The sequence below is a fragment of the Amycolatopsis sp. WAC 01376 genome (assembly GCF_003947415.1).
Classification (GTDB): domain Bacteria; phylum Actinomycetota; class Actinomycetes; order Mycobacteriales; family Pseudonocardiaceae; genus Amycolatopsis.
Map to the genome: position 1 here is coordinate 615276 of NZ_QHKL01000006.1, position 23701 is coordinate 638976.

General features: G+C 68.6%; 22 protein-coding genes. 16 read left to right on the top strand and 6 right to left on the bottom strand.

What is annotated here, in order from left to right; translation table 11 throughout:
- Window positions 1-131: 131 nt before the first annotated feature.
- Together DMH03_RS29860 and DMH03_RS29865 are read right to left on the bottom strand one after the other, a co-directional pair.
- Window positions 132-1616 (bottom strand): CoA-acylating methylmalonate-semialdehyde dehydrogenase, encoded by a 1485-nt coding sequence (locus DMH03_RS29860; protein ID WP_125795290.1) that lies wholly within the window; start codon window positions 1614-1616, stop codon window positions 132-134.
- Window positions 1617-1636: 20 nt separating this feature from the next.
- On the bottom strand, window positions 1637-2506 hold the full coding sequence (locus tag DMH03_RS29865; protein ID WP_125795291.1) for an aldolase: 870 nt from the start codon (window positions 2504-2506) through the stop codon (window positions 1637-1639).
- 109 nt (window positions 2507-2615) lie between these two features.
- On the opposite strand from DMH03_RS29865, the gene DMH03_RS29870 reads away from it, so the two are divergent.
- On the top strand, window positions 2616-3365 hold the full coding sequence (locus DMH03_RS29870; protein ID WP_125795292.1) for a GntR family transcriptional regulator: 750 nt from the start codon (window positions 2616-2618) through the stop codon (window positions 3363-3365).
- Here DMH03_RS29870 and DMH03_RS29875 read toward each other — a convergent pair.
- Window positions 3345-4802: an APC family permease gene (locus DMH03_RS29875; RefSeq protein WP_125795293.1), complete on the bottom strand. Its 1458-nt coding sequence runs from the start codon at window positions 4800-4802 to the stop codon at window positions 3345-3347. The two genes, DMH03_RS29870 and DMH03_RS29875, sit on opposite strands and share 21 nt — an antisense overlap.
- A gap of 353 nt (window positions 4803-5155) precedes the next feature.
- On the opposite strand from DMH03_RS29875, the gene DMH03_RS29880 reads away from it, so the two are divergent.
- From DMH03_RS29880 to DMH03_RS29915, 9 genes are all read left to right on the top strand, one after another.
- The gene (locus DMH03_RS29880; protein WP_158633131.1) at window positions 5156-6145 is read left to right on the top strand and encodes an AraC family transcriptional regulator; all 990 of its coding nucleotides are present in this window, start codon (window positions 5156-5158) and stop codon (window positions 6143-6145) included.
- Window positions 6146-6192: 47 nt separating this feature from the next.
- The gene (locus DMH03_RS29885) at window positions 6193-7020 is read left to right on the top strand and encodes an EamA family transporter (protein WP_125795295.1); all 828 of its coding nucleotides are present in this window, start codon (window positions 6193-6195) and stop codon (window positions 7018-7020) included.
- Between the two features lie 309 nt (window positions 7021-7329).
- The gene (locus DMH03_RS29890; protein WP_125795296.1) at window positions 7330-8460 is read left to right on the top strand and encodes a hypothetical protein; all 1131 of its coding nucleotides are present in this window, start codon (window positions 7330-7332) and stop codon (window positions 8458-8460) included.
- A 20-nt stretch (window positions 8461-8480) separates the two neighbouring features.
- Window positions 8481-9314: a hypothetical protein gene (locus tag DMH03_RS42155; RefSeq protein WP_158633132.1), complete on the top strand. Its 834-nt coding sequence runs from the start codon at window positions 8481-8483 to the stop codon at window positions 9312-9314.
- Window positions 9311-10105 (top strand): tryptophan synthase subunit alpha, encoded by a 795-nt coding sequence (locus DMH03_RS42160; protein ID WP_158633133.1) that lies wholly within the window; start codon window positions 9311-9313, stop codon window positions 10103-10105. The genes DMH03_RS42155 and DMH03_RS42160 overlap by 4 nt, the downstream gene beginning before the upstream one ends.
- A gap of 9 nt (window positions 10106-10114) precedes the next feature.
- Window positions 10115-11296: an acyl-CoA dehydrogenase family protein gene (locus DMH03_RS29900; RefSeq protein WP_125795298.1), complete on the top strand. Its 1182-nt coding sequence runs from the start codon at window positions 10115-10117 to the stop codon at window positions 11294-11296.
- Window positions 11296-13881, top strand: a complete 2586-nt coding sequence (locus DMH03_RS29905) for an amino acid adenylation domain-containing protein (protein WP_125795299.1) — start codon at window positions 11296-11298, stop codon at window positions 13879-13881. The genes DMH03_RS29900 and DMH03_RS29905 overlap by 1 nt, the downstream gene beginning before the upstream one ends.
- On the top strand, window positions 13881-14546 hold the full coding sequence (locus DMH03_RS29910; protein WP_125795300.1) for a thioesterase II family protein: 666 nt from the start codon (window positions 13881-13883) through the stop codon (window positions 14544-14546). Before DMH03_RS29905 ends, DMH03_RS29910 begins: the two co-directional genes overlap by 1 nt.
- 11 nt (window positions 14547-14557) lie before the next feature.
- Window positions 14558-14854 carry a GYD domain-containing protein gene (locus DMH03_RS29915; protein WP_158633134.1) on the top strand — a complete coding sequence of 99 codons (297 nt, stop codon included), beginning with the start codon at window positions 14558-14560 and terminating at the stop codon, window positions 14852-14854.
- Between the two features lie 67 nt (window positions 14855-14921).
- Here DMH03_RS29915 and DMH03_RS29920 read toward each other — a convergent pair whose 3' ends face one another.
- From DMH03_RS29920 to DMH03_RS29930, 3 genes are all read right to left on the bottom strand, one after another.
- Window positions 14922-16205 carry an APC family permease gene (locus tag DMH03_RS29920; RefSeq protein WP_233611711.1) on the bottom strand — a complete coding sequence of 428 codons (1284 nt, stop codon included), beginning with the start codon at window positions 16203-16205 and terminating at the stop codon, window positions 14922-14924.
- 30 nt (window positions 16206-16235) lie between these two features.
- Window positions 16236-16697 carry a MoaF C-terminal domain-containing protein gene (locus tag DMH03_RS29925; RefSeq protein WP_125795302.1) on the bottom strand — a complete coding sequence of 154 codons (462 nt, stop codon included), beginning with the start codon at window positions 16695-16697 and terminating at the stop codon, window positions 16236-16238.
- A gap of 99 nt (window positions 16698-16796) precedes the next feature.
- Window positions 16797-17270 carry a carboxymuconolactone decarboxylase family protein gene (locus tag DMH03_RS29930; protein ID WP_125795303.1) on the bottom strand — a complete coding sequence of 158 codons (474 nt, stop codon included), beginning with the start codon at window positions 17268-17270 and terminating at the stop codon, window positions 16797-16799.
- A gap of 208 nt (window positions 17271-17478) precedes the next feature.
- On the opposite strand from DMH03_RS29930, the gene DMH03_RS29935 reads away from it, so the two are divergent.
- The 6 genes from DMH03_RS29935 (at window position 17479) to DMH03_RS29960 (ending at window position 23696) form a co-directional block, all read left to right on the top strand.
- Entirely contained in the window at window positions 17479-18360 is an 882-nt protein-coding gene (locus tag DMH03_RS29935) for an SIS domain-containing protein (RefSeq protein WP_125795304.1), read from the top strand.
- Between the two features lie 183 nt (window positions 18361-18543).
- Window positions 18544-19434, top strand: a complete 891-nt coding sequence (locus DMH03_RS29940) for a 1-phosphofructokinase family hexose kinase (protein WP_125795305.1) — start codon at window positions 18544-18546, stop codon at window positions 19432-19434.
- A gap of 8 nt (window positions 19435-19442) precedes the next feature.
- On the top strand, window positions 19443-20324 hold the full coding sequence (locus DMH03_RS29945; RefSeq protein WP_125795306.1) for a class II fructose-bisphosphate aldolase: 882 nt from the start codon (window positions 19443-19445) through the stop codon (window positions 20322-20324).
- 81 nt (window positions 20325-20405) lie between these two features.
- Entirely contained in the window at window positions 20406-21797 is a 1392-nt protein-coding gene (locus DMH03_RS29950; RefSeq protein WP_125795307.1) for an ABC transporter substrate-binding protein, read from the top strand.
- Window positions 21797-22756, top strand: coding sequence for a carbohydrate ABC transporter permease (locus DMH03_RS29955; RefSeq protein WP_125795308.1), 960 nt, complete (start codon window positions 21797-21799; stop codon window positions 22754-22756). Before DMH03_RS29950 ends, DMH03_RS29955 begins: the two co-directional genes overlap by 1 nt.
- A 10-nt stretch (window positions 22757-22766) precedes the next feature.
- A complete protein-coding gene (locus DMH03_RS29960; RefSeq protein ID WP_125795309.1) occupies window positions 22767-23696 on the top strand; it encodes a carbohydrate ABC transporter permease in 930 nt (309 codons plus the stop codon).
- Window positions 23697-23701 lie beyond the last annotated feature (5 nt).

A 23701-nucleotide genomic window follows, 5' to 3' on the forward strand; every position in this document is an offset into this window, starting at 1 on the left:
GCCCACTCACGACCCCTCTGCAAATTTACGCAAAGGGCCCGAAATGGACGCATTGGCTTGAGTTGGTGTCCCTTGTGGACGGCCAAGGGTCGGCCAAGCGCCCTGGCACATCACTTTCACCATTGCGTGGGTCAGCTGGACGTCGGGAAGTTGAAGCCGGCGGCGGAGTGCGGCCATCGCGTCGTGACGACCTTCGCCCGCGTGTAGAACCGGACGCCCGCCGGGCCGTGGATCGGGCTGTCGCCGATGAGGGAGTCCTTCCAGCCGCCGAAGGAGTAGTACGACATCGGCACCGGGATGGGCACGTTCACCCCGATCATCCCCACCTTCACCTCCCGCTGGAAGCGCCGCGCCGCCTCGCCACTGCCGGTGAAGACGGCGGTCCCGTTGCCGTAGGGATTCGCGTTGATCAGCTCGATCGCTTCGTCCAGAGTGGACGCCCGCACGATCCCGAGCACCGGCCCGAAGATCTCGTCGCGATACGCGGACATTCCGGTCGTCACCTTGTCCAAAAGGGACGGTCCGACGAAGAACCCGTTCTCGTGACCGGCGACGCTCAGCTCCCGGCCGTCGACCACCACGGTCGCACCCTGCTCCGCCCCGAGGGCGACGGAGTCGATCACCCGCCGCCGCGCGGCCTCGGTGACCACCGGGCCCATGTCGTTGCCGGCTTCGTGACCGGGGCCGACCTTGATCTCGGCCGCCTTGCGTTCGAGGATCTCGACCAGCTTGTCACCTGCCGAACCGACGGCGACGCCGATGGAGATCGCCATGCAGCGCTGTCCGGCGGAACCGAACGCGGCGGCCGTGAGATGGTTCGCGGCGTACTCGAGATCGGCGTCCGGCAGGACGACGGCGTGGTTCTTGGCCCCGCCCAGCGCCTGCACGCGTTTGCCGGTCGCCGTCGCGCGTTCGTGGACGTACTTGGCGATCGGCGTGGAGCCGACGAACGACACGGCGGCGATACCGGGATGCTCCAGGATCGCGTCGACCGCGACCTTGTCCCCGTTGACCACGTTGAACACGCCGTCGGGAAGACCGGCCTCGGCGTACAGCTCGGCGACCAGCCGGGACGCGGACGGGACCCGCTCGCTGGGTTTGAGCACGAACGTGTTGCCGGCCGCGATCGCGATCGGATGCATCCACAACGGGACCATGATCGGGAAGTTGAACGGCGTGATCCCGGCGACGACCCCGAGCGGCTGCCGGAAGTCGTGCACGTCCACGTCGCGTGAGACCTGGTCGGAGAAGCCGCCTTTCAGCGCGTCGGCGATCCCGCAGGCGTACTCGACGATCTCGCGGCCGCGGACGATCTCGCCGCGCGCGTCGTCGATCACCTTGCCGTGCTCGGAGGAGATGATCCTGGCGAGTTCGTCCTCGTGCTTCACCAGCAACTCACGGAAGGCGAACATCACCTTGGTCCGCTGCGAGAGCGACGAATCGCCCCACGTCTCGAAGGCCTTGCCCGCGGCGGACACCGCTGTGTCCACATCGGACGGTTCCGCGAGGAGCACTTCCGCCTGCGGGCGCCCCGCGGCCGGGTCGAACACCGGCGCGGTGCGGGTGGAGCCCGCCGTGGTCGCGGTGCCGTTGATCCAGTGGTCGATGGTCTTCACGCGTTGTCCTCCACAGGTGTTCACAGCAGTCCGACGGCCGTGTCGACGGCCTTGGCGACGTCGCCGTCGTGCGGATAGAGCAGGGAGCGGCCGACCACGAGGCCTTGCACGGTCGGCAGCGCGAGCGCGCGTTGCCAGGCGGCGAACGCGGCGTCGGGATCCTTGACCTCGCCGCCCAGCAGCACGGCGGGCAGTGTCGAGGCCGCCAGCACGCGCTCCATGTCCTCGACCACCGGGAGTTTCAGCCAGGTGTAGGCCGACGAGCGGCCGAGTGCGGAGGCGATGGTGATCGACCGGATCACGGCATCGGGGGAGAGGTCGTTGCGGAGGCGTCCGTCGACCCACTCGGAGAGGAACGGCTCGACCATCGCGATCAGCTTCCGGTCGGCGAGGTCGTTTACCGCCTTCGCGGTGTTCTCGAGCGCGCTCGGCGTCGCCGGGTCGCTCAGGCAGATCCTGGTGAGCGTCTTGCCGCCGTCGAACCGCATCCGCTCGATCGTTTCGGCGTCGTAGCAGGCGAACCGGTCGTCGATCTCGAAACTCGATCCCGCGAGGCCGGTGCGGTTCATCGACCCGATGACGGTCTTGCCGTCGAGGGCGCCGAGGAGCAGCAGATCGTCGATGATGTCCGGGGTCGCCAGCACGCCGGTGACGCCGGGGCGTTCCAGTGCCAGGCCGAGGCGGTCGAGCAGGCCCACGCGGCCGGCCATCGCGAGCGGATCGGCGCCGACACCGTTCGCGCCGCGCGCCGGATGGTCCGCGGCGATGATCATCATTCGGCCGTTGTCGTTGAACGGCGATTTCGCCCGGACCCGGGTGGCCGCGGCCACCGCGACGGCCCCCGGATCGCGCACCCGCGCGGCGACTATCCGGCGCACTGTGTCCGACACTTTCGTTCCTCCAGGCTCGCGTGGTGCTTCGACCTTCGCAAGCGCTCGGAGACTTTGTCAAGACATATGGACATAAGGTCATAGTGGCCCAACGCGGTAGGCTCCGCGCATGAAACCCTGGGCACCCGGTGAGATCGTGGTGGATCCGAACGGCCCGGAGCCGCTGTACTCGCAGGTCGCCAGGCAGCTCGGCGCCGCGATCGAAGACGGCAGGCTGCCGAACGGCGCCCGGCTGGACAACGAGCTGGACCTGGCCGCGCGGCTGCACCTGTCGCGGCCGACCATCCGCCAGGCGATCCAGTCGCTCGTCAACCAGGGGCTGCTCGTCCGCAAACGCGGTGTCGGCACCCAGGTCGTCCGCACCAAGGTCGCCCGCCCGCTGCGGTTGAGCAGCCTCTTCGACGACCTCAGCGAACTCGGCGACAGGCCGGAGTCCGTCGTCCTCGTCAATCGGGTCGAGCCCGCGGACGACGAGGCGATCGAGCACCTCGAGACACCGGGCCTGACCCACGTCCGGCGGCTGAAGCGGGTGCGCTCGACCGGCGGCGAACCGCTGGCGATCATGAACAACTACCTGCCCGACGGCCTCATCGACCCGGCCGACGACGAACTGCGGGACAAGGGGCTCTACCAGTTACTGCGCTCGGCGGGTGTCCGGTTGCACGCCGCGCAGCAGAACGTCGGGGCCCGGCAGGCGACCGAGGAGGACGCCGAACTCCTGGACGAGGAGCCGGGCGCGGCGCTGCTCACCATGCGGCGCACCACCTACGACGACTCCGGCAAGGTCGTGGAATACGGCTGGCACGTGTACCGCGCCTCGCGCTACTCGTTCAACCTCTCACTGACCAACAGCCTCTGACGGCTTCGGCGCGGCGTCGCGTTCCAGGTCGGTCTCCAGCGCCGCGTACACCGAGGGCCGGAACTTGCGCAGCCAGCCGGCGAGCGCCAGCCCCGCCAGCGCGACCACCAGGAGCAGCCACGGCAAGTGCGGGACGACGCCGTTGCTCGACCCGGCGAGCGTCGGGAAGTTGAGGATCGCCAGCGTCACGATGATCCCGAGCCCCACCGCACCCAGCCCGGGGGCGATCAGCGTCTTCACCACCCGGCGATCCCGCGTCCGGCGGAAATAGACCAGGATCGCGACCGCGGCGAACAGTTGCAGGGTGAGAATGCCCAGCGTGCCGAAGCCGGTCATGCTCGCGGTGAGGTCGGCGACCGGGTCGAGCCCGGCGAGCCGGAACGCCAGTGCCACCACCGAGCCGAAGACCAGCTGGACGATCGAGGCGTAGCGCGGTGCTCCGTTGCGCGGACTGGTCTTGCCCAGCAGACGTGGCAGCACGCCGACCCGGCCCAGCGCGTACAGATACCGGGTCGCCGAATTGTGCAGCGCCAGCAACGCCGCGAACAGGCTGACCACCAGAAGCAGCAACATCACCTTGGTCAGCGGGCCGCCGAGATACTCCTGGGCGACCGAGAGCACGAGGTCCCCGCTCGAAAGATGCGCGACGGCCACGTCCTGCGCCTGTTCGGCGCCGATCGCGCTGACCACGGCCCAGGTCGTGAACGCGGCGAACACCCCGATGAACCCGATGGCGATGTAGGTCGCCCGCGGGATCGTCCGCTTGGGATCCTTGGCCTCCTCGCCGAACAGTGCCGTCGCCTCGAACCCGATGAAAGCGTTGGCGGCGAACAACAACGCCAGCCCACCGGCACCCTGGAACAGCACGGAGGGGCTGAAGGCGGCGAACGAGAAGCCGTGCCGGAACAGCACGCTGAAGTCCATGACCAGCAGGATCGACACCTCGAGGATCAGCGAGACTCCCAGCACCTTCGCGCTCACCGCGATTCCCCGGCGGCTGAGCAGAAGGACCAGCACCACCGAAACCGCACTCCAGAAGAGCCAATCGAGGTGCAGCCCGAAGACGTCGTCGATCGCCGTGGAGGTGAAGAACCCGCTCGTGCCGATCGCGCCCGCGACGAAACAGTTGTAGCCCAGCATCGCGACGAAACCGGCGACGAGCCCCGGCGTCCTGCCCAGCCCCTTGACCACGAAGGCGTAGAAGCCGCCCGCGCTGGTGAGCACCCGCGACATCTGTGCGTAGCCGACCGCGAACAGCAACAGGACGACCGTGGCCAGCAGGAAGGCCGCGACCATCCCACCGCCGTTCCCGAGCGCGATGCCGATGGCCGCGATCACGATCATCCCGGTCAGGGGCGCGACCGCGGCGAGCACGAGGAAGACGATGCCTGGCACGCCCAAGACGTTCTTCGCGAGCGACGTGTCGTCTCGGCTCATTCGCTGCTCCTCATCTCCGCTGGACGGCCAGTATGGGAGCGGCCTGCCCCGCCCCCTTTGTCTCTGTGCGCGTATCGCTTGCCCGTCAGCGCTGGGTGACGACGGGAGGTGCCGAGTCCGCGAGGATTGACCGGAATCGACGCGTTTAGAGTTCTCGCGAATGGTTACGCCGGTGCGCATTTGTGGATCTTCTGGGCTATTCGAACGTATTTACCCCTTGAATCACGTCACCCGATCGATTCCGGGTATACGGGAGGCGGGCCGCACGTGAACCGATGGCCCGGTGTTCCGGTAAATGGGGGTGCCGCACGGCAAGTGCCCCGTTCGTCGCTGTCCGAAAAGGGGGCACTCGAGTGCACAGGCCGCTCGGAAACTACACGCTGCTGGTTTCGGAAGACCCCGGCGAGATGGGGAACGAGCTCGCCGGTCTTCTCGGGGAATGCCGGTTCCGGCCGCTTTCCGCGCCGGAAGGTTCGACGGGCCGCGTGCACGCCCGCCAGACGAAGAACTTCACCGTCGCCTACCTCGAGTATCCGGTCGCGGCCGGGCTGTGGGTCGAATGTCCTCGCCGCCGGTTCCTGATTTCGATCCCGGTGACCGGCAGTGCCGCCGTCATCGGCGGCAAACGAGGACTGCACATCCGGGAACGGCGGGGTCACGTGGTCAATCCCGGCGCGGCGATGGAGGCGCGCTGGACGCGGAAGTTCGCCCAGTTGATGGTCGTCATCGATCGCGGAGTGCTGGAAACGCGGCTGAGTTCGATGCTCGGACGTGCTCTGCCGCAACCGCTGCGCTTCGAGGAGGTGCTCAACCTCGCTCGTCAGCCCGCGAAGGGCTGGTACGACGCTTTGGGTGCTTACCTCGGGTCATTGGACGACACGGACAGTGCCCTGGAAATCGACGCCGTCGCGGATTCCGTCGAACAAGGATTGATGACAACGTTTTTGGCATCGCAACGGCACAACTATTGGGATGTCGTGACCGGTGATGCGAAACTCGTATCGTCGCGTACCATTCGCGAGGCCATCAGGTTGATCGACGCGCAGCCGCATCGGAACCATTCGGTGCCGAGTCTCGCCCGTGAACTGGGGGTGAGCGTCCGTGCACTGGAGAAGGGCTTCAAACGGCATCTGGCGACCACTCCCAACGCCTATCTCCGCGATGTCCGGTTGCGGCGCGCCCACGCCGATCTGTCGGCGGGCGAACCCGACGTGGTCACCGTGGCGCAAGTGGCTCAGCGGCACGGGTTCTTCCATTTCGGCCGATTCGCGGCCACCTATCGCGACCGGTTCGGCGAGGCCCCTTCCCATACGCTGCGCCGCCTTATCGGCCCTTTTCGCTGATGCCGGAGAAGTTGCGGGGCCGGTGATCGTGCACTAGGCAGGAAAGCATGGGTGAGACACTCGCGTTGTTCTCCGCCCTGTGCTTCGGGCTCGCCGACTTCTCCGCGGGCCTCCTTTCGCGGCACGCCAAACCCGAACTCGTCGCGTTGATCGGCCAGGCCGGCGGCCTGATCGCGACGGCGGCCGCCGCCTTCTTCGTCTCGGCCCCCTCCATCGGTGCCGCGAATCTGGCATGGGGCGGGCTTTCCGGGCTCGGAACCGGGGTCGGAGTGCTCTTTCTCTACCGGGGCATGAGCCGCGGCCGGATGAGCGTGGTCGTGCCGCTCAGCGTCGTCGGCGGGGTCGCGGTTCCGGTGCTCGCGGGGGTCGCCATCCTGAACGACCGTCCGGACCCGCTCGCCTGGTGCGGAATCGCCGTCGCCTTCCCGGCGCTGTGGCTCATCGCGCGCGGCGGGAATGACGGTGACGGCAACGCCGCGCACGGCGCCGTCGACGGACTGATCGCCGGCGCCGGATTCGCGCTGCAGAACATCGGGCTCGGACAGGTCGATCCGTCGGCGGGCCTGTGGCCGATCGTGGCCAGCCGCGTGATCTCCACCCTCGCCCTGCTCCCCATGACCCGATCGGGACCGCCCGGCCTGCGCCCGAAGCTGGTGCTACCGGCCGTGTTCACCGGCGTGCTGGGGGCGACGGCGATCGTGTTGTACACCTTGGCGACGCAGCGTCAGTTGCTCGCCATCGCGGTGGTGCTGTCCTCGTTGTACCCCGCCATCCCGGTGCTGCTCGGCATCGCCGTCCTCAAGGAACGTCTCGCCCGGCCACAGGTCGTCGGCCTCTTCGGCGCGGCCGCCGCCGTCGTCCTTCTTGCGGGTTAGGCCCGCCGGGAACGCGACACCGAAGGTCCCCCGCTCCCTTTCCACGGCTCAGCACGCCCCGGCGTTACTTACAGGACACGGCCTTGCCGGGTACGGATGATGGACAGGACCGTGCGCCGAAGTGATCGCCACGGCTTCTCCCGCCTCATACGGTGAAACCACCAGCGAACGACGGCGTCACCCACCGGTACCCCGTTCTTCCCATCCCCACCGGATCCGCGGCGTGGCGCCCCCGGCAACACCGACCGAAAGGCCAGGCGTATGCCCCAGGAGCGCGAAACACGATCCCGAAGAGGAGGCGCCGCGGCCGTGCTGGCCGCCGGCCCTCGAGTGCCGGCCTGCGACGTCCCGGCGTGGCTGACCGGCTTGCTCGTCGACTGTCCGGGTCACGACGCGGTCAGCGCGTCGGCAGAGTGGGCCCGGATGGGTGAGTACTGGATCCACCATTGGTGCGCCATCACGGGTTCCCCCGCCCCCGGTATGGACGAGGCGCTCCACGACTTCATCGAAACCATGCGCGGGGAAGGTGATCTCTCCGAAGTCCAGATGGCGCAGGTGTGTCACGCGGTCGATCCCGGCCGCGGCCGCACGGGCGCGGACGGTGTCGGCTCGGCGATCGAACGGTTCCTTTGGCGGATCCGGCCCTGGATCCCGCTGTGGGTGTCGTTCGCGGACTGGGTCGTCCGATGGTGCGTGCACCGTCATCGCCGTCACGTCCTCTTCCTCGCGCGCGACATGCTGACCACCTACCTCACGGCGCGACGGCTCGAACCGTCCGCCGGGCTGGACATCCGGCTCGCCCATGCGTCCCGCGCCGACCACGGCACGCTCGAAGACGTGCTGGGGCTGCGGGACGGCGAGCGGTTCGAGCCCGAAAGCGTCGCCTTGGTCGATTCCGGGTGCTACGGCACCGTCATGTCCAGGCTGGCCGGGCAAGTGGACGCCGAGACCCGTGCCGAGGAAGAAGCCGCCTGCCTGTTCTATTTCAGCCGCAACCCCAAGATCTTCGGCTATCTCAACTATCTGCTCAGCCCCAGCATCCTCGAACTGGACATCGCGGGCACCGACGTCGCCGACTTCGTCATCTACTCCGGGGACCTCCTCGAAGCCATGCCGAAGCCGTATCGCGTGGTCCGGACCGGAGCCGGGCTGGTCACCGAACCACAGGACCTGCTGACCTTCTGCCTCGGGATGGCCGTGCTGAAGGAGGTCGCCGACTTCGTCGACGCCGGGCCGCTGGCCTCGGTCCCGCAGGCACAACGCCGGGCGCTGGATCTGTACAACGCGTACTCCCACGCCCCCGGGAACCGGCTGCACGCCGATTCGCTGTTGTTCCACACTCCCGCGCCGCAGCAGATGCCCGCCCACTACGGATTCGAAGCACTCGACTTCCAGAGTTTCCCGCCACAGAACGAGATCTTCGGATCCGCGCCCGGCTGAGGAAGAAAGGAACGATCACGATGACCGACGCCATGACCTTCGTCGAGGGCTGCCGTGACGACGACGGGCTGCTCGTCGAGACCGACGAGAACGCCCCCAGCCTCGAAGCCACCCGGTTCGGCGCGGAGATCCGCGCCATGCGGGGACACGGCCTGACCCGGCAGGAGCTGGAATTCGCCTCCGCGGCGAGGACCGGCGGTGCCTACGCCATGTTCCGCGGTGGCGGGCCTTCCCTCGGCGCGACGTACTACGCCTTGCGGCTGTATCAGCTCGCCGGGGTCACCGTGCCCGATTCGGCCGCGGTGGTCCGCTGGGTGGGCGAGGCGCTCTGCTCGGGGGACGAGACCGTCGTGGACATGGACGACCTGTTCTACGGGGTGCGATGCCTGATCATCCTCGATGCCCGGCCGGAACCGTCCGCGGCCGTTGCGATCCGCAGGTTCCTCAGTGCTTGCACCAAGGACGATCGAGGGTGCTCGCTCTTGCCCGATCGCCCGTCCGACATCGAGCGGACCTACTGCTCGGTGGCGATCCGGCAGTGGCTCGGCACCGGACGCGACCACGCCGACGCGCGGGCGAGTGGTCCGTTCGTCGTCTCGTGCGACGACGGTTCCGGGCACATCCGGATGCGGCCGTCCGAAGCGGAATGGTCGCTCGCGAGCGCCTACTGGGGTGCGCGAACCGTGCAGTTGCTGAATCTGGCCTGGCCGTGGGCCGAGTTGGACGCCACCGTCCGGCGGTGCGCGCAACCGGACGGCGGGTTCGGCAAGAATCCCGGTTCGACACTGTGGGAGACCTACTGCGCGCTGCGGGTGATGGACATCGCGGCCTCCCGTCAGGAGCTGACGGTATGACCGCCGGTCTTCGCGAGAGCGCCGCCACCGCCGGCAGGCTCGGGTTCGGCGTCTATCTCGTCCCGGGTTTCCCGGACTGGGACACCAGTCTCGCCGCCGTCCGTGCCGCCGTCGCCGGGGGAGTGGACTTCGTCGAATTCCCGATCCTGCTCGCCACAAGCTTCTCCGCCAGCACCGGCGGGGTCGTCGCCGATGCGCTGGCGAAGGCGGGAACGGGCGATCTCGACCCGCGCTCTCCACGGCTTCACGATTGGCTGGCCGAGGCGCCGGTCCGGGTCGGTGTCGTCTACCGGTCGGCCTGGCCGTCCGTGGACGAGTGGCGTGCCGGTGACGAGATCCTGTCGGGCTGCGCGGGCCTGCTCTGCGAGCACGACATCCGGCCGTTCCCCGAACACGCGGTACGGGCGCGCCGCCGGGGCATCGCCCTGGTGCCGCCGCTGCGGGTGTCCGCGGACCCTGTGACCGTCGAGGAGCGGGACATGCTCGAAAGCGGCGACGGGTTCGTGTATCTCGCGCTCAGCTCGGAGACCGGACGGGCGGGCACCGTCGACAGTGGACTCGGCCGCAGGATCGACGACATCCGCGCGGTTCGCCCGGATTTGCCCGTCTACACGGCCTTCGGCATCCGGGCCCCCGGTGACGTCGCCGCCGTCGCCCGGCAAGGCGCCGACGGGTTCATCGTCGGCAGCCACGCGCTCACCGTCCTCCGCGACAGCGGGCCGTCGGGATTCGAACGCTGGTTCGCGGAGATGGCCGCCGCGCGGTCACAGCCCGCGCGCGTACGGACTTGAGGAGACTCGATGTTCACACCACCCTTCACTTTCACTCCCGAGCAGGAGCGGTTGCGGCAGGACGTGCGCGAACTCCTGCGGGTGCGGTGCCGCGAAGACCTCGTCCGCGCCCGGCGCGCCCGGCCATGGCGACATCCGGACCTGACCTACCGCAGGCTGGGGGAGCGAGGCTGGCTCGCGCCGGACTGGCCGGCCGAGTACGGCGGCCTCGGACTGTCCCTTGTGGAGTCCGCGATCGTGGCGGAGGAGATGGCGTTGGCCGGGGTGCCGGACAGTGCGCGGGTCAACACCGTGGACAACGCCGGATCGACCCTGCTCGTGGCGGGCACCGACGAGCAGAAGGCCCGGTTCCTCCCGGCGATGGCCGCCGCGGAACGGCTTTTCGTCGTCCTCTACAGCGAACCGGACGCGGGCTCGGACCTGGGTGGTCTCGCCACGCACGCGGAACGCGAAGGAGACGGATGGCGCTTGTCGGGCGAGAAGATCTGGAACGTCGGCGCGAACAAGGCGGAGTACGGAATCTGCCTGGCCCGCACCGGCGAGGGCAAGAGCAAGTACGCCGGGCTCAGCATCTTCCTGGTGCCGCTGCACGTCGATGGCGTGCGGATCGGCGAGATCCCGGGCTTCAACCCGGAGGCGTTCGACCACATCGTCTTCGACGACGTCCGGTTGCCCGCGGACGCCCTCGTCGGTACCGAGGGCGAGGCCTGGCAGCTGGTGAACGAGGTACTGGCGGTGGAACGGACCGGCGTCTACTTCTACGGGCACGCCCAGCGGTGGTTCGATCTGCTCACCCGGTTCGAACTGCCCGCGCGTGCCGTCTCCGACGTGCGGGGGTTGCAGGCCGATCTGCCCGCCGCGCGGTTGCTGACCTGGCACGCCGTCGATCTGCTGTCCCGTGGTGAGGACGCCGCCGCGGCCGCCGCCGGGGCGAAATGGTGGACCAGCGAGCTCACCAGCCGGGTCGCCGCCCTCGTCTGGTCGGTCCGGGAGGCGTTCACCGGACGCGAACAGGTCGCGGCCCGCCGTCCCGCCGCCGCCGACCGGGTGGACGGCCTGCCGACGGATGACGTCGAGCTCACCACCGCCCTGAGCGAGGCGCCCGGGCTCACGGTCGCGGGCGGGACCTCGGAGATGATGCTGGCCACCGTTTCGGCCGCGCTCTTCGACGAAGCGCGGGAGGTGGCTTGATGCGCACGGGATTGTCCAACGCACAGGAAGAACTCCGCACCCGGCTGGCCTCGGCGTTCGCGCCGTCGGCGGAAGACGACCTCTGGAGCGGTTGCGCGCGGCACGGTGTGCTCGGCCTGACGCTCGACGTCGGCCGTGGTGGTCTCGGCCTCGGGGAGACCGAAGCCGTGCTGGCCGCGGAAGAACTCGGCTTCGCGATCCGCGACACCGCGGTGGCCGAGCACATCATGACCGCCCAAATCCTCGCCGAGCAACAGAACACGGTCACCGACGGCCTGATCGGCGACGCGATCACCGGACGGCGCAGGCTCCGGCTCGATCTCCCCGCCGTCCCGCCCGGACGTGCCGAACGTCCGTCGTGGTGGCTGCGGCTCAGCGCGCATCTGCTGGGACTCGGCCATCGTGCGCTGCGGCTCGCGGCGGCCAGGGCGCGGGAACGGAAGCAGTTCGGCGGCCCGATCGCCCGGTTCCAAGGGGTTTCCCTGCCACTGGCCGCGCGGTCGGTGACGATCGACGGGCTGCGCCTGCGCCTCTACCAGCTCGCGGGCGAGGCCGACCGGGGAGTCGCCGACCCCCGTGAGGTCGCGTTGTTCGCGCGGTCGGTTCGCGGCCACGCCTACGACGCCGTCGTGCAGGCCGTGCACGTCTTCGGCGCTTCCGGCCTCACCGATCCGCAGCCCGTGAGCGCCTGCCATCGACGGATGCTCGACACCGGAGCCCGCCTAGTCGCCGACATCGACGCGGTCCGTGACATGCCGTCACCCGCGGCCACTCCCTACCGGCGGACAGCGCTCGAACGCCGGATTCCCGTGTCGTGGCGCCGCGGCGCCCAAGTACCGCTGGAATTCGAACGTGTCCACGACCTTGTCGGGGCGGCGGCCGCGGCACACGGTGACCAGATCGCCGTCACCATGGCCGGTGAACCGTCCCTGACCTACGCGGGACTCGAAAGCCGGGCGAACCGGCTCGCGCATCTGTTGCGCGAACACGGAGCCGGACCGGGTTCGCTGGTCGCGGTCTGCCTGCCGCGGTGCGCCGACCTCGTCGTCGCACTGCTGGGCGTGCTCAAGAGCGGCGCGGCCTACCTGCCGCTGGATCCGGAGTATCCCGAGCAGCGGCTGGGCTTCATGCTCACCGACAGCCGGGCCCGGATCGTGCTCACCCAGGACTGGTTCACCGAATGGCTGCCCGAAACGGAGGCGACGGTGATCCGCCTCGACACCGAGCCCGCCGTCCGGGAAGGACCGGACGATCCGCCCGCGGAACAGGCCACCGCCGACGATCTCGCCTATGTCATCTACACCTCGGGGTCCACCGGCGAGCCGAAGGGCGTCGAGATCGAACACCGCGGTCTCGTCAACCGGCTTTCCTGGGACACCAGGGCGTACCCGCTGGGGCCCGGCGATTCGGTGCTCCAGCACACGTCCCCGTCGTTCGACATCGCCGTGATGGAGATCTTCGGCGCACTGGTCAACGGCGCCCGCGTCGTCCTCGCGCCGCTGGGGTCCGAACGCGACACCGCGACCCTCGCCCGCACGATCGTGGACGAGGGGATCACCGCGGTCCCGCTCGTACCGTCCCTTTTGGACGTTCTGCTCGAAGAACGCCCAGGGCTCAAGGAAGCCACCGCGCTGCGCTACCTATTCTCCGGCGGCGAAGCCCTCTCGCCCGAGCTGTGCCGCCGCGTGTTCGACACCGTCCCTTGGGCCGCACTGCACAACTTCTACGGCCCCAGCGAGGCCAGCGTCGACGTGACGTCCTGGCACTGCACGCCGGAGAACGTCGGCGACGGCGTCCCGATCGGTGTCCCGCTGGACAACGTCACCGTGTACCTCGTCGACGACACGGGGATGCCCGTCCCGCGTGGTGCGGCCGGAGAACTGCTGGTCGGCGGCGCCGGTCTCGCACGCGGTTACCGGTTCCGTCCCGACCTGACCGCGGAACGGTTCCTGCCCGACCCGTTCTCGCCCGATCCGGCGGCCCGGGTCTACCGCAGCGGCGACCTCGCCCGGTATCGCGACGACGGCGTCATCGAATTCCTGGGCCGGGTCGACGAGCAGGTCAAGATCCGCGGCTTCCGCATCGAACCCGGTGAGGTCGAAACGGCGCTGGAGAGCCTGGACGCAGTCCGTCAGGCGGTGGTCAAACCGGTCGAGAACGTCCGGCTCGACGCGTTCGTCACCTGTTTCGGCGAGCGGCCCGACACCGGAGACCTCCTGGCCGAACTGCGCACCCGGCTGCCGGAGCACCTGGTGCCGAGCCGGATCGAGGTGATGGACATCTTTCCCTTGATGCCCAACGGGAAGATCGACCGCTCCGCGCTTTCAGCCGGCTTCGACGGCGCCGAGGAGCTTCAGGACGAGGACGGTCCGCGCGGCGCCGTCCGGCGGCTCATGGCCGACGTGCTCGGGCAGGGCTCCGTCGATCCCGGCGCGGACTTCTTCGACCTTGGCGGGACATCGCTGCAAGCCGCCCGTTTCGTCGCCAGGGTGCGGAATTCGACGTCGCTGGAGCTCAGCCTCGCCCGGTTCATCCAGGATCCGACCTGCGACGGGATCCTGGCCGGCACCCGATCGGAGGCGTGATGACCAAGCTCTACTGTCTTCCGCACGCCGGCGGCACCCCGGCCGGCTACCGCACTTGGATCAAGGCGCTCGCACCGGAGATCGAGGTGGTCCCGATCCAGCATCCTCGGCCGTCCGAAGACGAGCCGCTGAGCCTGCAGGACGCGGCGAAGTCGGTCGTCGAGCAGTGTGCGGCCGATGAGGATTTCGCGTTCTTCGGGCACAGCCTCGGTGCCGTCATCGCCTTCGAAGCCGTGCGTGTGCTCTCCGGTTCGCCGCGGCGACTGTTCGTCTCCGGCAGCGCCGTGCCGCCGGTCGAAGCGTCGCGTGGCCGTGACCTGCGCGCACTCCCGGATCGCGAATTCCTGCGGGAGGTTTCCCGGCTCGGCGGGCTGCCGCCGGAGATCCACGCCGACGCCGAACTGCGGGAGGAGTTCCTGCCCGGCCTGCGTGCCGACTACACGCTCGCGGAGACCTACGAATACCAGGAGGGACCGCCGGTTCCTTGCCCCATCTCGGCGTTCCGCGGTCTCTCCGACGGCCACGTCGACAAGGACGGCCTGCGCCGATGGGACGAGTTCACCACCGCGGACGTGACCACTCGCGAAGTACCCGGCGACCACTTCCCGCTCCGGACGTCGGAGACCTTCCTGCACCGCGCGATCCGCAAGGATCTCGCCACCTGAAAGGAGTGAACGTGCACACCGTCGTCCTCGCCAACGCGACCGATGAAGCCTGCAAGACCGAAGCGGAGGAACTGGCCAGGTTCACCGAACTGACCGTACGGCTCGAGGAACAGGGCGTCCGGATCGTCACCGCGTGGAACCTGCTCGGCAAATACGACTACCTGATCGTCCTGGAGTTGCGCGACGACCCGCGTGCCGCCTTCGGGGCGATGTCGCTCATCGCCCAGTCGGGTTCGATGCGCACCGAAAGCATGGTGGCCATGCCGCTGAAGGAGTACTTCGACCTGGCGAAGTCCGTCGCCGCCTGAGGCCCCGCGTCGAAGCCCGATGTCCTGAAGGGGCCCTTTGAGACCTTCAACGTCTCAAAGGGCCCCTTCAGGACACTTGGCTCCGCTTGGAGAACTTCAAGTAGAGCAGCGCTCCCAGTGCCAGCGCCGCCGCGAACAGCAGGTACCAGCCCGCCAGGACGAGGACACCGAACACCAGCACCGTCGCGAGCACCGCGAGCCACCGCTGTTTCCCGCCGGACGGCAGGAGCCGGACCCCGGCGGCCATCGCGATCAGATAGATCCCGATCAGGCAGGCGTTCTCCGCGCGCAGCGCCTGCTCCAGTTCGAATCCGGTGAGGATCGCGACGAGGAAGCTGATCGCGGTCCCCACGGTCACCACCAGCAGACTGCGCCGCGGCACGTCGCCCGCCTGGCTGCCCTTGGCCAGCCACCGCGGCAGCGCGCCGTCGCGGCCCAGCGCGGCGCCGAGTTTCGCCATGCTCGCCACGAAGACGTTGAGCACCCCCAGTGTCACCACCACGGCGATCACCGCGGCGACCACGCGGACCGAAGTCCCGAGCCCTTCCCCGAGCATCGCCGCCAGCGGCGCCTGGGTCTCACCGGCGCGCGGCCCGAGCACGAGAATCGTCATCCCGCCGACGGCGAGGTAGAGCACGCCGATGATGACGATGGAGATTCCCGTCGCGAGTGGCATGTCCCGCTTCGGTTTCCGGAAATCGGGGGCCAGATGAGTGACGGTTTCCCAACCGGTGAAGGACCACACCAGCAGGCTGATCGCGGTCGCGACACCGGCGAATCCGTGCGGTGCGAACGGCTGGAGATTGGCGGTGTCCGCTTTCGGCGCCGCGAGTACCACTGCGCCGACCAGGAGAACGGCGAGAAAACCGGTGAGCACCAATTGCACGCGGCCGGACAGGTGCACACCGAACACATTCACCCCGATGGCGATGAGGACCAGGACGGCGGCCAAGACCATCGTCATGGTCCGGCCACCACCGATCAGTTCGGTCACATAGGTCGCCCCGAACGCACTGGCCGCGGGCATTCCCGCCAGGGTGCCGAAATAGAACCACCAGCCGGTCACCGCGGACGTCTTCGGCCCGAACGCCCGCAAGGCGAATGTCGCGGGCCCGCCGGCGTCCGGATGCCGGCCCGCCAGCGCGCCGAAGGTCGCCGCGACCGGCGCGGAGACCAGCACCAGCACCAGAAAGGCGATCAGCGACGCCGGCCCCGCCGCCTTGGCGGCGAGTGACGGGAGGACCAGCAGGCCGGTGCCGAGGACCGCGCCGACGTACAGCGCGACGCCTTGTGGCACCGTCAGATGCCCGCTCTTCGATCGGGACGGATGCTCGACCGTTGATCGACTCATGTCCAGCTGGTACCCGGCGAGCGCTCCGGGTTAACTTTCGGCGGAGGACTTTGTCGCGGGAAAGGACGGCCACCCGTGCGGCCGCTCCAGAATCTCGATGGTCGCCTGGTCGACCAGGAAATACTGCCCGCCGTCCTCACGCGGATTCGTATACGCCGCCGTCGCGATCAGACGGCCGAAGTCGGCCATCACCGCGATGGGGTAACCGCCGTCGAAAACCTCACCGTGTGCGGCCGTAGCGACGGTTCCGGTTTCATACCAGGTGACGAAATACTGCGCCGGTCCGGTTTCGAAGACACGCAGTGTCGCCTCCTTCTGCCGGACACCGGCGAAGTCGCCGGACACACCCGTCCAGATCATCGTCGTCCGGTCCGCGTAGTGCTGCTCCAGCACGTTCCCGGAGCCGTAGTGGAAGTTCGCGCGGAGCCCGACGAGGTCGGTGCTGAGCGGATGGGTCCCGGTCACCGGGAAGAAACGGACGTCGAGTTGCACGGGCTGAACCTCCGGATCGCGTGTTTCCGCAGGTTTATCAGCCCGTGGCAGCTCGATCGTTGTCCGGCGAAGCGATCCTGTTGTCGCTGGACGCGAGGATCAGTCGAACATGCCGGGCTGGTAGTCGCCCGCCGGCGTCCTGGCGATGACGTTGAGCCGGTTGTACGCGTTGATCGTGGCGATCAGCGCGATCAGGGCGCCGATCTGCTCCTCGTCGTAGTGCTTGCGCACCTGCGCCCAGGTTTCGTCGCTGACGCCGTGGTGCGCGTCGGCGATGCGGGTGCCCTCCTCGGTGAGCGCCAGCGCCGCGCGCTCAGGCTCGGTGAACACGTTCGCCTCCCGCCAGGCGGCGACCAGGTTGAGCCGCACCGAGGTCTCGCCCGCGTGCGCGGCGTCCTTGCTGTGCATGTCGGTGCAGAAGCCGCAGCCGTTGATCTGGCTGGCGCGCAGCTTGACCAGTTCCTGGGTCGCGTGCGGCAACGAGGACTCTTCGATCGGCCGGTTCGCGGCGCCGAGACGCTTGGCGTACTTGAGGATGACCTCGTTCTCGAACAGGTTGACGCGCGGTTCCATGATCTTTCCTCTCGGTCGGTTCCTGCACACATGACGAGTGGGCCGGAGAGGTTGTGACAGCTTCGAGTGTGACGCCGGTCACCGCCAGTCCATCCTGCACATCTGCGCGAGTCAAATGCGTGAAAGTGCGCTAACAGAGCATTGACGTTGCACAAAACTGCACCTAACGTGACAGCTATTGCGCACAACTGGCACGGATGGGGAGTTCATGAGCGGGACCTTCATGGCGGCGGAGATCGCGAGCCAGCCCGGCTGCTGGCGGGAAGCGGCGGCGCTGGCCTCGGCGAACAGTGATCTGCTGCCGCCGCCGGGCGCGCGGGTCGCGATCGTCGGCTGCGGCACGTCGTGGTTCATCGGCCAGGCGTACGCCGTCCTCCGCGAGTCCGCGGGGCTCGGCGAGACCGACGCCTTCGCCGCCTCCGAGTTCCCGGAGGGCCGTGGCTACGACCACGTCGTGGCGCTGACCCGGTCGGGTACGACGACCGAGGTCCACGCCCTGCTGGCGAAACTGCGGGGCAGGACGCCGACCATCGCGATCACCGGCGTGCCCCGCGAGATCGACGCCGCCGCGGACACGATCGTCGACCTGTCCGTCGTGGACGAACGCTCGGTCGTGCAGACCCGGTTCGCGACGACGGCGCTGGCGATGCTGCGCGCGCACCTCGGCGAGGACCTGACCGCGGTCGCCGACCAGGCCGAACGCGTGCTCGCCGAACCGCTGCCCGACGAACTGGTCGCCGCGGAGCAGTTCAGCTTCCTCGGCACCGGCTGGTCGGTGGGCATCGCGAACGAAGCCGCGCTCAAGTTCCGCGAGGCGTGTCTGCTGTGGACGGAGTCGTACCCGGCGTGGGACTACCGGCACGGGCCGATCAGCATCAGCGAACCCGGCCGCGTGACGTGGATGTTCGGACAGGCGCCGGAAGGGCTGGCCGACGACGTCGCCCGCGCGGGCGGCCTGTTCGTCGAGAGCGGCCTGGATCCGCTCGCCGACCTCGTCCGCGCCCAGCGTGTCGCCGGGGCCATCGCCGCCCGCAAGGGACTCGACCCGGACAACCCCCGCAGCCTCACTCGTTCCGTCGTCCTCACCTGAAAGCTCGTTGGCGGAGCTGTGAGGTATTCGGAAAAGTGCCCGGACGCGTGAACCCGCCCCGGCCGAAGGCCCCGCTATCGCGGTGGCAGGGCGCCCTATTCGCATCCGTGACAGGAAAGACCAGGCAGCGTCCTGCCGACGTCGATCGCGGTCGCGGGTTCACCAACAGACAATGAGGCAGCCGTGATCGTCACCGTCACGCCGAACACCGCGCTGGATGTCACCTACACAGTGGACGGTCTGCGGCCCGGTGACGTGCACCGGGTGCGGGAAGTGCGGCACCGGGCGGGCGGCAAGGGCGTCAACGTCGCCCGGGTGCTGCACACGCTGGGCGCCGACGTCCGCGCGATCTTCACCGCAGGTGGCGCGACGGGAACCGCCGTTGTCGGCGACCTCGCGGCGGCGGGCATTCCGGCCACCGCGGTCCCGATCGGCGGGGAGACCCGGCGTACCACCACGGTTCTGGCGGGCGACGGCTCGGTCACGTTGCTGAACGAGCCGGGGCCGCGGCTCGCCGAAGACGAGTGGCAAGCGTTTGCGGCGGCCGTCCGGGCCCGGAAACCGGACGTGCTCGTCTGCTCGGGCAGCCTCCCGCCGGGCGCCGGGGGGTACGCCGGACTCCTCGGTCGTGGACCGTCCATCTTGGACACTTCCGGCGAGGCGCTGCTCGCCGGACTGGCCGGGCGGCCGTCCGTGGTCAAACCGAACGCCGACGAACTGCGCGAGGTCACCGGCCTGCGGGATCCGGTGGCCGCCGCGACCGAACTACGCAAGGCAGGGGCCGGCGCCGTCGTCGTCTCGCTGGGCCCGGAGGGGCTGCTGGCGGTGACCGGATCCGGCACCTGGCACGCGGCACCGTCCACTGTGCTCAGTGGCAACACCACCGGCGCCGGCGACGCGGTCGTGGCGGCGCTGGCGCTGGGACTGAGCCGCGCCGAACCGTGGCCGGACATCCTGCGCCGCGCCGTCGCGTTGTCCGGGGCGGCCGTGCTGGGCCCGCTGGCCGGGGACGTCGACCTCGCGCACTACGAAGCCGAACAGGGGCTGGTCGCCGTGCGCGCCCGCCCGGATTAGGAGACGTCATGCCTCTGGTGGGAACCGGGGAGATCGTCGGTGCCGCCGCGGCGGCCCGGCACGGCGGCGGCGCGTTCAACGCGATCCAGCTCGAACACATCACCGCGATCGTCGACGGCGCGGCCGCGGCGGAAGCGCCGGTGATCCTGCAGCTGAGCCAGAACGCCGTGAAGTACCACGGTTCACTGGCGCCGGTGGGCACGGCGGCGCTGGCCGCGGCGAGAGGCGCCGTCACTCCGGTCGCGGTGCATCTCGACCACGCCGAATCGGCCGACCTCGTCCGTGAGGCGGTCTCGCTCGGTTTCGGCTCCGTCATGTTCGACGCGTCCAAACTGGACTACACCGACAACGTGCGCGCGACCAGGGAAGTCGCCGCGTACTGCCACGACCACGGGGTCTGGGTCGAGGCCGAACTCGGCGAAGTCGGGGGCAAGGACGGCGTCCACGCACCCGGCGCGCGCACCGATCCGGACGAGGCGGCGCAGTTCGTCGCGGCCACCGGCATCGACGCCCTCGCGGTGGCGGTGGGCAGTTCGCACGCCATGCTCACCCGTGACGCCGCCTTGGACTTCGAACTGATCGCAAGGCTGCGGGAGCGGGTGCCGGTGCCGTTGGTGCTGCACGGTTCGTCGGGCGTGCCGGACCAGGGGCTGGCCGAAGCCGTGCGGGCCGGGATGACGAAGATCAACATCGCCACCCAGCTGAACAAGGTGTTCACCGCCGCGGCCGCGGAAGACTGGCGCGCGCATCCGGAGCGCGTCGACCCGCGGAAGTACCTCGGTGCGGGAAGGGCGGCGGTGGCCGTCGAGGTGCGGCGGCTGCTGGGAGTGCTCACGCTTGATCATGTTGAACCGGTCAAGGTGACGATTGAGCAGACTTTGCGCGATTGAGTGTTGACATGTGCGTGAAACCTCACAAAACTGCGCAACAACAAGCAGAACTTGTGTGATCTTCGATCCAGGTGGTGGCGGATGCGGGTAGGCAGGCTGACGGCATTGACGGCAGGGGCGGCGCTCCTGCTCGCGGGATGCGGCGGCGGGGACGTGGCCGGTGGCACCGGCGAGAACGCGCTCCCCGGCGTCGACCAGTTCCTCAACGCGCCCTGTCCGGAAGCGGGAGTGAAACCCGCGACGGACAAGGAATTCACGTACTGGTCCATGTGGACGGCCGACGAGCCTCAGGGCAAGGTCCTCCAGAAGGCCTTCAAATGCTTCCAGGAGAAGACCGGCGTCAAGGTCGACGTGCAGTGGCTGGGCCGTAAGGCCTACACCCAGAACCTGGTGCCCGCGCTGAACACCGACGCGGTGCCGGATCTGTTCGACCAGGACGTCAGCAAGGTCGGCGCGGCGGTCATGACGCCGGGCGGCACGCAGAGCGTCGACGACGTGTTCGCGATGAAGGTCGGCGAGGGCGACAAGACCGTCAAGGACGTGCTTTCGCCGAGCTCGTACGACTTCCCGCAGAACAAGGACCGCGAGGGCCACAACTTCATGGTCCCGTACACGATCCAGTCGAGCGCCTGGTGGTTCAACAAGGACACCGCCGGCGACATCCAGCAGCCGAAGACGATGGACGAGCTGATCGCCCTGTTCGACAAGGCGAAGTCCGACGGCAAGGCCGCCATCAGCCTCGACGGCGACATCCCGTTCTACAACATGTACTACTACACCCAGCTCGCCGAGCGGTTCGTCGGCGCGGGCGGGCTGTACAAGGCGGCGACCGACAAGACCGGCCAGTCGTGGAAGACCGAGCCCGGTTTCCTCAAGGCCGCCACCGAAACCGCGAAGCTGCCCAAGTACTTCATCGACGGCTGGGACGCGGCGAAGTTCCCGCAGGTGCAGCAGCGCTGGGCCGACGGCGACTCCCGGTTCCTCTACGTCGGCAGCTGGGCGCCGAGCGAGACCCGTGAGTACCTGGACAAGCAGGGCGCCGGGACGAAGATCAACTACAGCTCCTTCCAGTTCCCGATGCCCGAAGGCGCCACGCACGACACCGTCGAGCAGATGTCGATCGGCTTCTCGGTGACCAAGAAGGCCAAGCACGCAGAGGCGGCCAAGGCGTTCATCGCCTACTTCCTCAACAAGGACCTGCTCGCCGGGATCCCGATCGTGGCCGACAACCTCGTGCCGCGTGCCGACCTCGCCGTGCCGGACGACCTCAAGCAGGTCAAGGCCGCGCTGGACGACCCGAAGAAGGAGCACGTCCTGCAGTACGACGGGATCGACGGCGTCGCCGGCGGCAAATGGCAGACCGACGTCTTCGACCCGGCCGACATCGCGTTGCTGAAGGGCCAGCTCACCCCGCAGCAGTTCGTGGACCAGCTCGCCGTCAAAAGCGCCGAGTTCTGGAAGAACCAGGGCTGATGGCGACGGTCACGACGCCGACGACGCCGACAACACCGCCGGCGCGGGCCGTGAAGGCCGGGGCTCATCTGCGCCGCAAGAAACGGCTGTTCTGGCCGTTCGCCGCGCCGGCGCTGGTGCTGTACCTGGCCTTCCTGGTCCTGCCGACGCTCGCGACCGTGGTGCTGAGTTTCACCAGCTGGGCGGGCGCGGGCGACACCCCCGAACCCAACGGCGTCACCAATTACACGCAGATGTGGGCGAGCGACTCGTTCCAGTACGCCTTCCGCAACACGCTGATCTACGTGTTCCTCGGCGGGATCGGCACGTTCGCGCTGGCCTTCCTGTTCACCATGGTGCTGCGGGACATGAGGGGCGGCAAGATCGTCCGCGCCATCCTGTTCTTCCCGAACATCGTGGCGCCGGTGGCGCTCGGCATGTTCCTCGGCTTCGTGTTCAAGTACCAGCCAGGGAAACAGGGGCTGGCGAACTACGTGCTGGAAAGCCTCGGCGCGGACGCGGCGAAGTTCCTCGCACCGTCCAATGTGACCGGGGTGGTGACGGCTTCGCTGATCTGGGCCAGTTCGGGCTTCTACATCACCATCCTGATGGCCGCGGTCGACCGCATCCCGCCGTATCTCTACGAGGACGCCGAACTGGGCGGCGCGTCGCCGTGGCAGAAGTTCAGGAACATCACGCTGCCGATGACCTGGGACGTCGTCGGCGTCGCCGGGGTGCTGTGGACGATCAACGCGCTCAAGATCTTCGAGCTGGTGTTCGTGCTGGCCGGTCCCGGCACCTACGCCCCGCCCAATGAGGCGTGGACGCTGGGGATCTACGTGTTCGACCGGACCTTCGGCTCGAACGGCACGCCGGACTTCGGTGCCGCCTGTGCCTGCGCGGTGGCGATGATCGCGCTGGTGTCCGTGCTCGTCGTCCTGCTCCGCCGTCTGATGCGCCGTGACGCGATCCAGTTCTGAGGGAGACGAAATGTCCGTCACCGACGTCGAGGCGCCCGCGCGGCGACCGGCGAAACCGGTGCGCAAGCCGCCACGCAAACCGCGTCCGGCGCCCGGTTCCAAGCGGTTCAGCCCGTTGCGGATACTGGGCACCACGATCGTGTGGCTGTTCACCGCGGGCAACATCCTGGTGCTGTACTGGCTGCTCACGGCGTCGTTCAAGACACCGGTGGAGATCTTCACCAAGCCGTTCGACCTGCCGTACCAATGGTTCAAGAACGGCAAGCCGTTCCGGAACTTCATCTACGCCTGGAACAACGCCGGTTTCGGCGACGCGGTGCTGACCACCGTGGTCCTGGTGGGGCTGGCGACGGTCGTGACCGTCGTTGTCTCGGCGCCCTGCGCGTACGCGCTGACCAGGCTCGGCGTCCGCGGTGCCGGTCCGATGACGAACGTCGTCGCGATCGGCATGGGCGTGCCGTTCCAGACCGTGATCATCCCGCTGTTCGTGGTGCTCAGCAAAGTGCACATGGACAACGAGTACGGCCTGTTCGTGCTGTACGTGGCACTGTCCATCCCGTTCACGGTGTTCCTGATGACCGGTTTCTTCCGGTCGCTGCCGGACGAACTGGAGGAGGCGGCCGCGCTCGACGGCGCCTCACCGACGCGCACGTTCTTCTCGGTGATGCTGCCGCTGACCCGCGGCGGCATGATCACCGCGTTGACGCTGAACGCCATCGGCCTGTGGAACGAGACGCTGCTGGCGATCGTGTTCCTCAAGGACCAGGCGCATTTCACGCTGTCCCGCGCGCTGTTCACCTTCTACGGGGCCGCGAGCTACCAGTCGGAGTACGGCGGCCTGATCGCCGGTGTGGCGATCGTCGTGCTCCCGATGCTCGTGCTCTACCTCGTACTCGCCCGCCGGATCATCACCGGCATGACCCTCGGCGCCGGAAAGTAGGACCT

Coding starts and splice junctions, on each gene's coding strand:
- DMH03_RS29870 (WP_125795292.1), top strand. CDS start 2,616: ATGAAACCCTGGGCACCCGGTGAGATCGTGGTGGATCCGAACGGCCCG.
- DMH03_RS29875 (WP_125795293.1), bottom strand. CDS start 4,802: ATGAGCCGAGACGACACGTCGCTCGCGAAGAACGTCTTGGGCGTGCCA.
- DMH03_RS29885 (WP_125795295.1), top strand. CDS start 6,193: ATGGGTGAGACACTCGCGTTGTTCTCCGCCCTGTGCTTCGGGCTCGCC.
- DMH03_RS42155 (WP_158633132.1), top strand. CDS start 8,481: ATGACCGACGCCATGACCTTCGTCGAGGGCTGCCGTGACGACGACGGG.
- DMH03_RS42160 (WP_158633133.1), top strand. CDS start 9,311: ATGACCGCCGGTCTTCGCGAGAGCGCCGCCACCGCCGGCAGGCTCGGG.
- DMH03_RS29900 (WP_125795298.1), top strand. CDS start 10,115: ATGTTCACACCACCCTTCACTTTCACTCCCGAGCAGGAGCGGTTGCGG.
- DMH03_RS29905 (WP_125795299.1), top strand. CDS start 11,296: ATGCGCACGGGATTGTCCAACGCACAGGAAGAACTCCGCACCCGGCTG.
- DMH03_RS29910 (WP_125795300.1), top strand. CDS start 13,881: ATGACCAAGCTCTACTGTCTTCCGCACGCCGGCGGCACCCCGGCCGGC.
- DMH03_RS29920 (WP_233611711.1), bottom strand. CDS start 16,205: ATGAGTCGATCAACGGTCGAGCATCCGTCCCGATCGAAGAGCGGGCAT.
- DMH03_RS29930 (WP_125795303.1), bottom strand. CDS start 17,270: ATGGAACCGCGCGTCAACCTGTTCGAGAACGAGGTCATCCTCAAGTAC.
- DMH03_RS29935 (WP_125795304.1), top strand. CDS start 17,479: ATGAGCGGGACCTTCATGGCGGCGGAGATCGCGAGCCAGCCCGGCTGC.
- DMH03_RS29945 (WP_125795306.1), top strand. CDS start 19,443: ATGCCTCTGGTGGGAACCGGGGAGATCGTCGGTGCCGCCGCGGCGGCC.
- DMH03_RS29950 (WP_125795307.1), top strand. CDS start 20,406: ATGCGGGTAGGCAGGCTGACGGCATTGACGGCAGGGGCGGCGCTCCTG.
- DMH03_RS29955 (WP_125795308.1), top strand. CDS start 21,797: ATGGCGACGGTCACGACGCCGACGACGCCGACAACACCGCCGGCGCGG.
- DMH03_RS29960 (WP_125795309.1), top strand. CDS start 22,767: ATGTCCGTCACCGACGTCGAGGCGCCCGCGCGGCGACCGGCGAAACCG.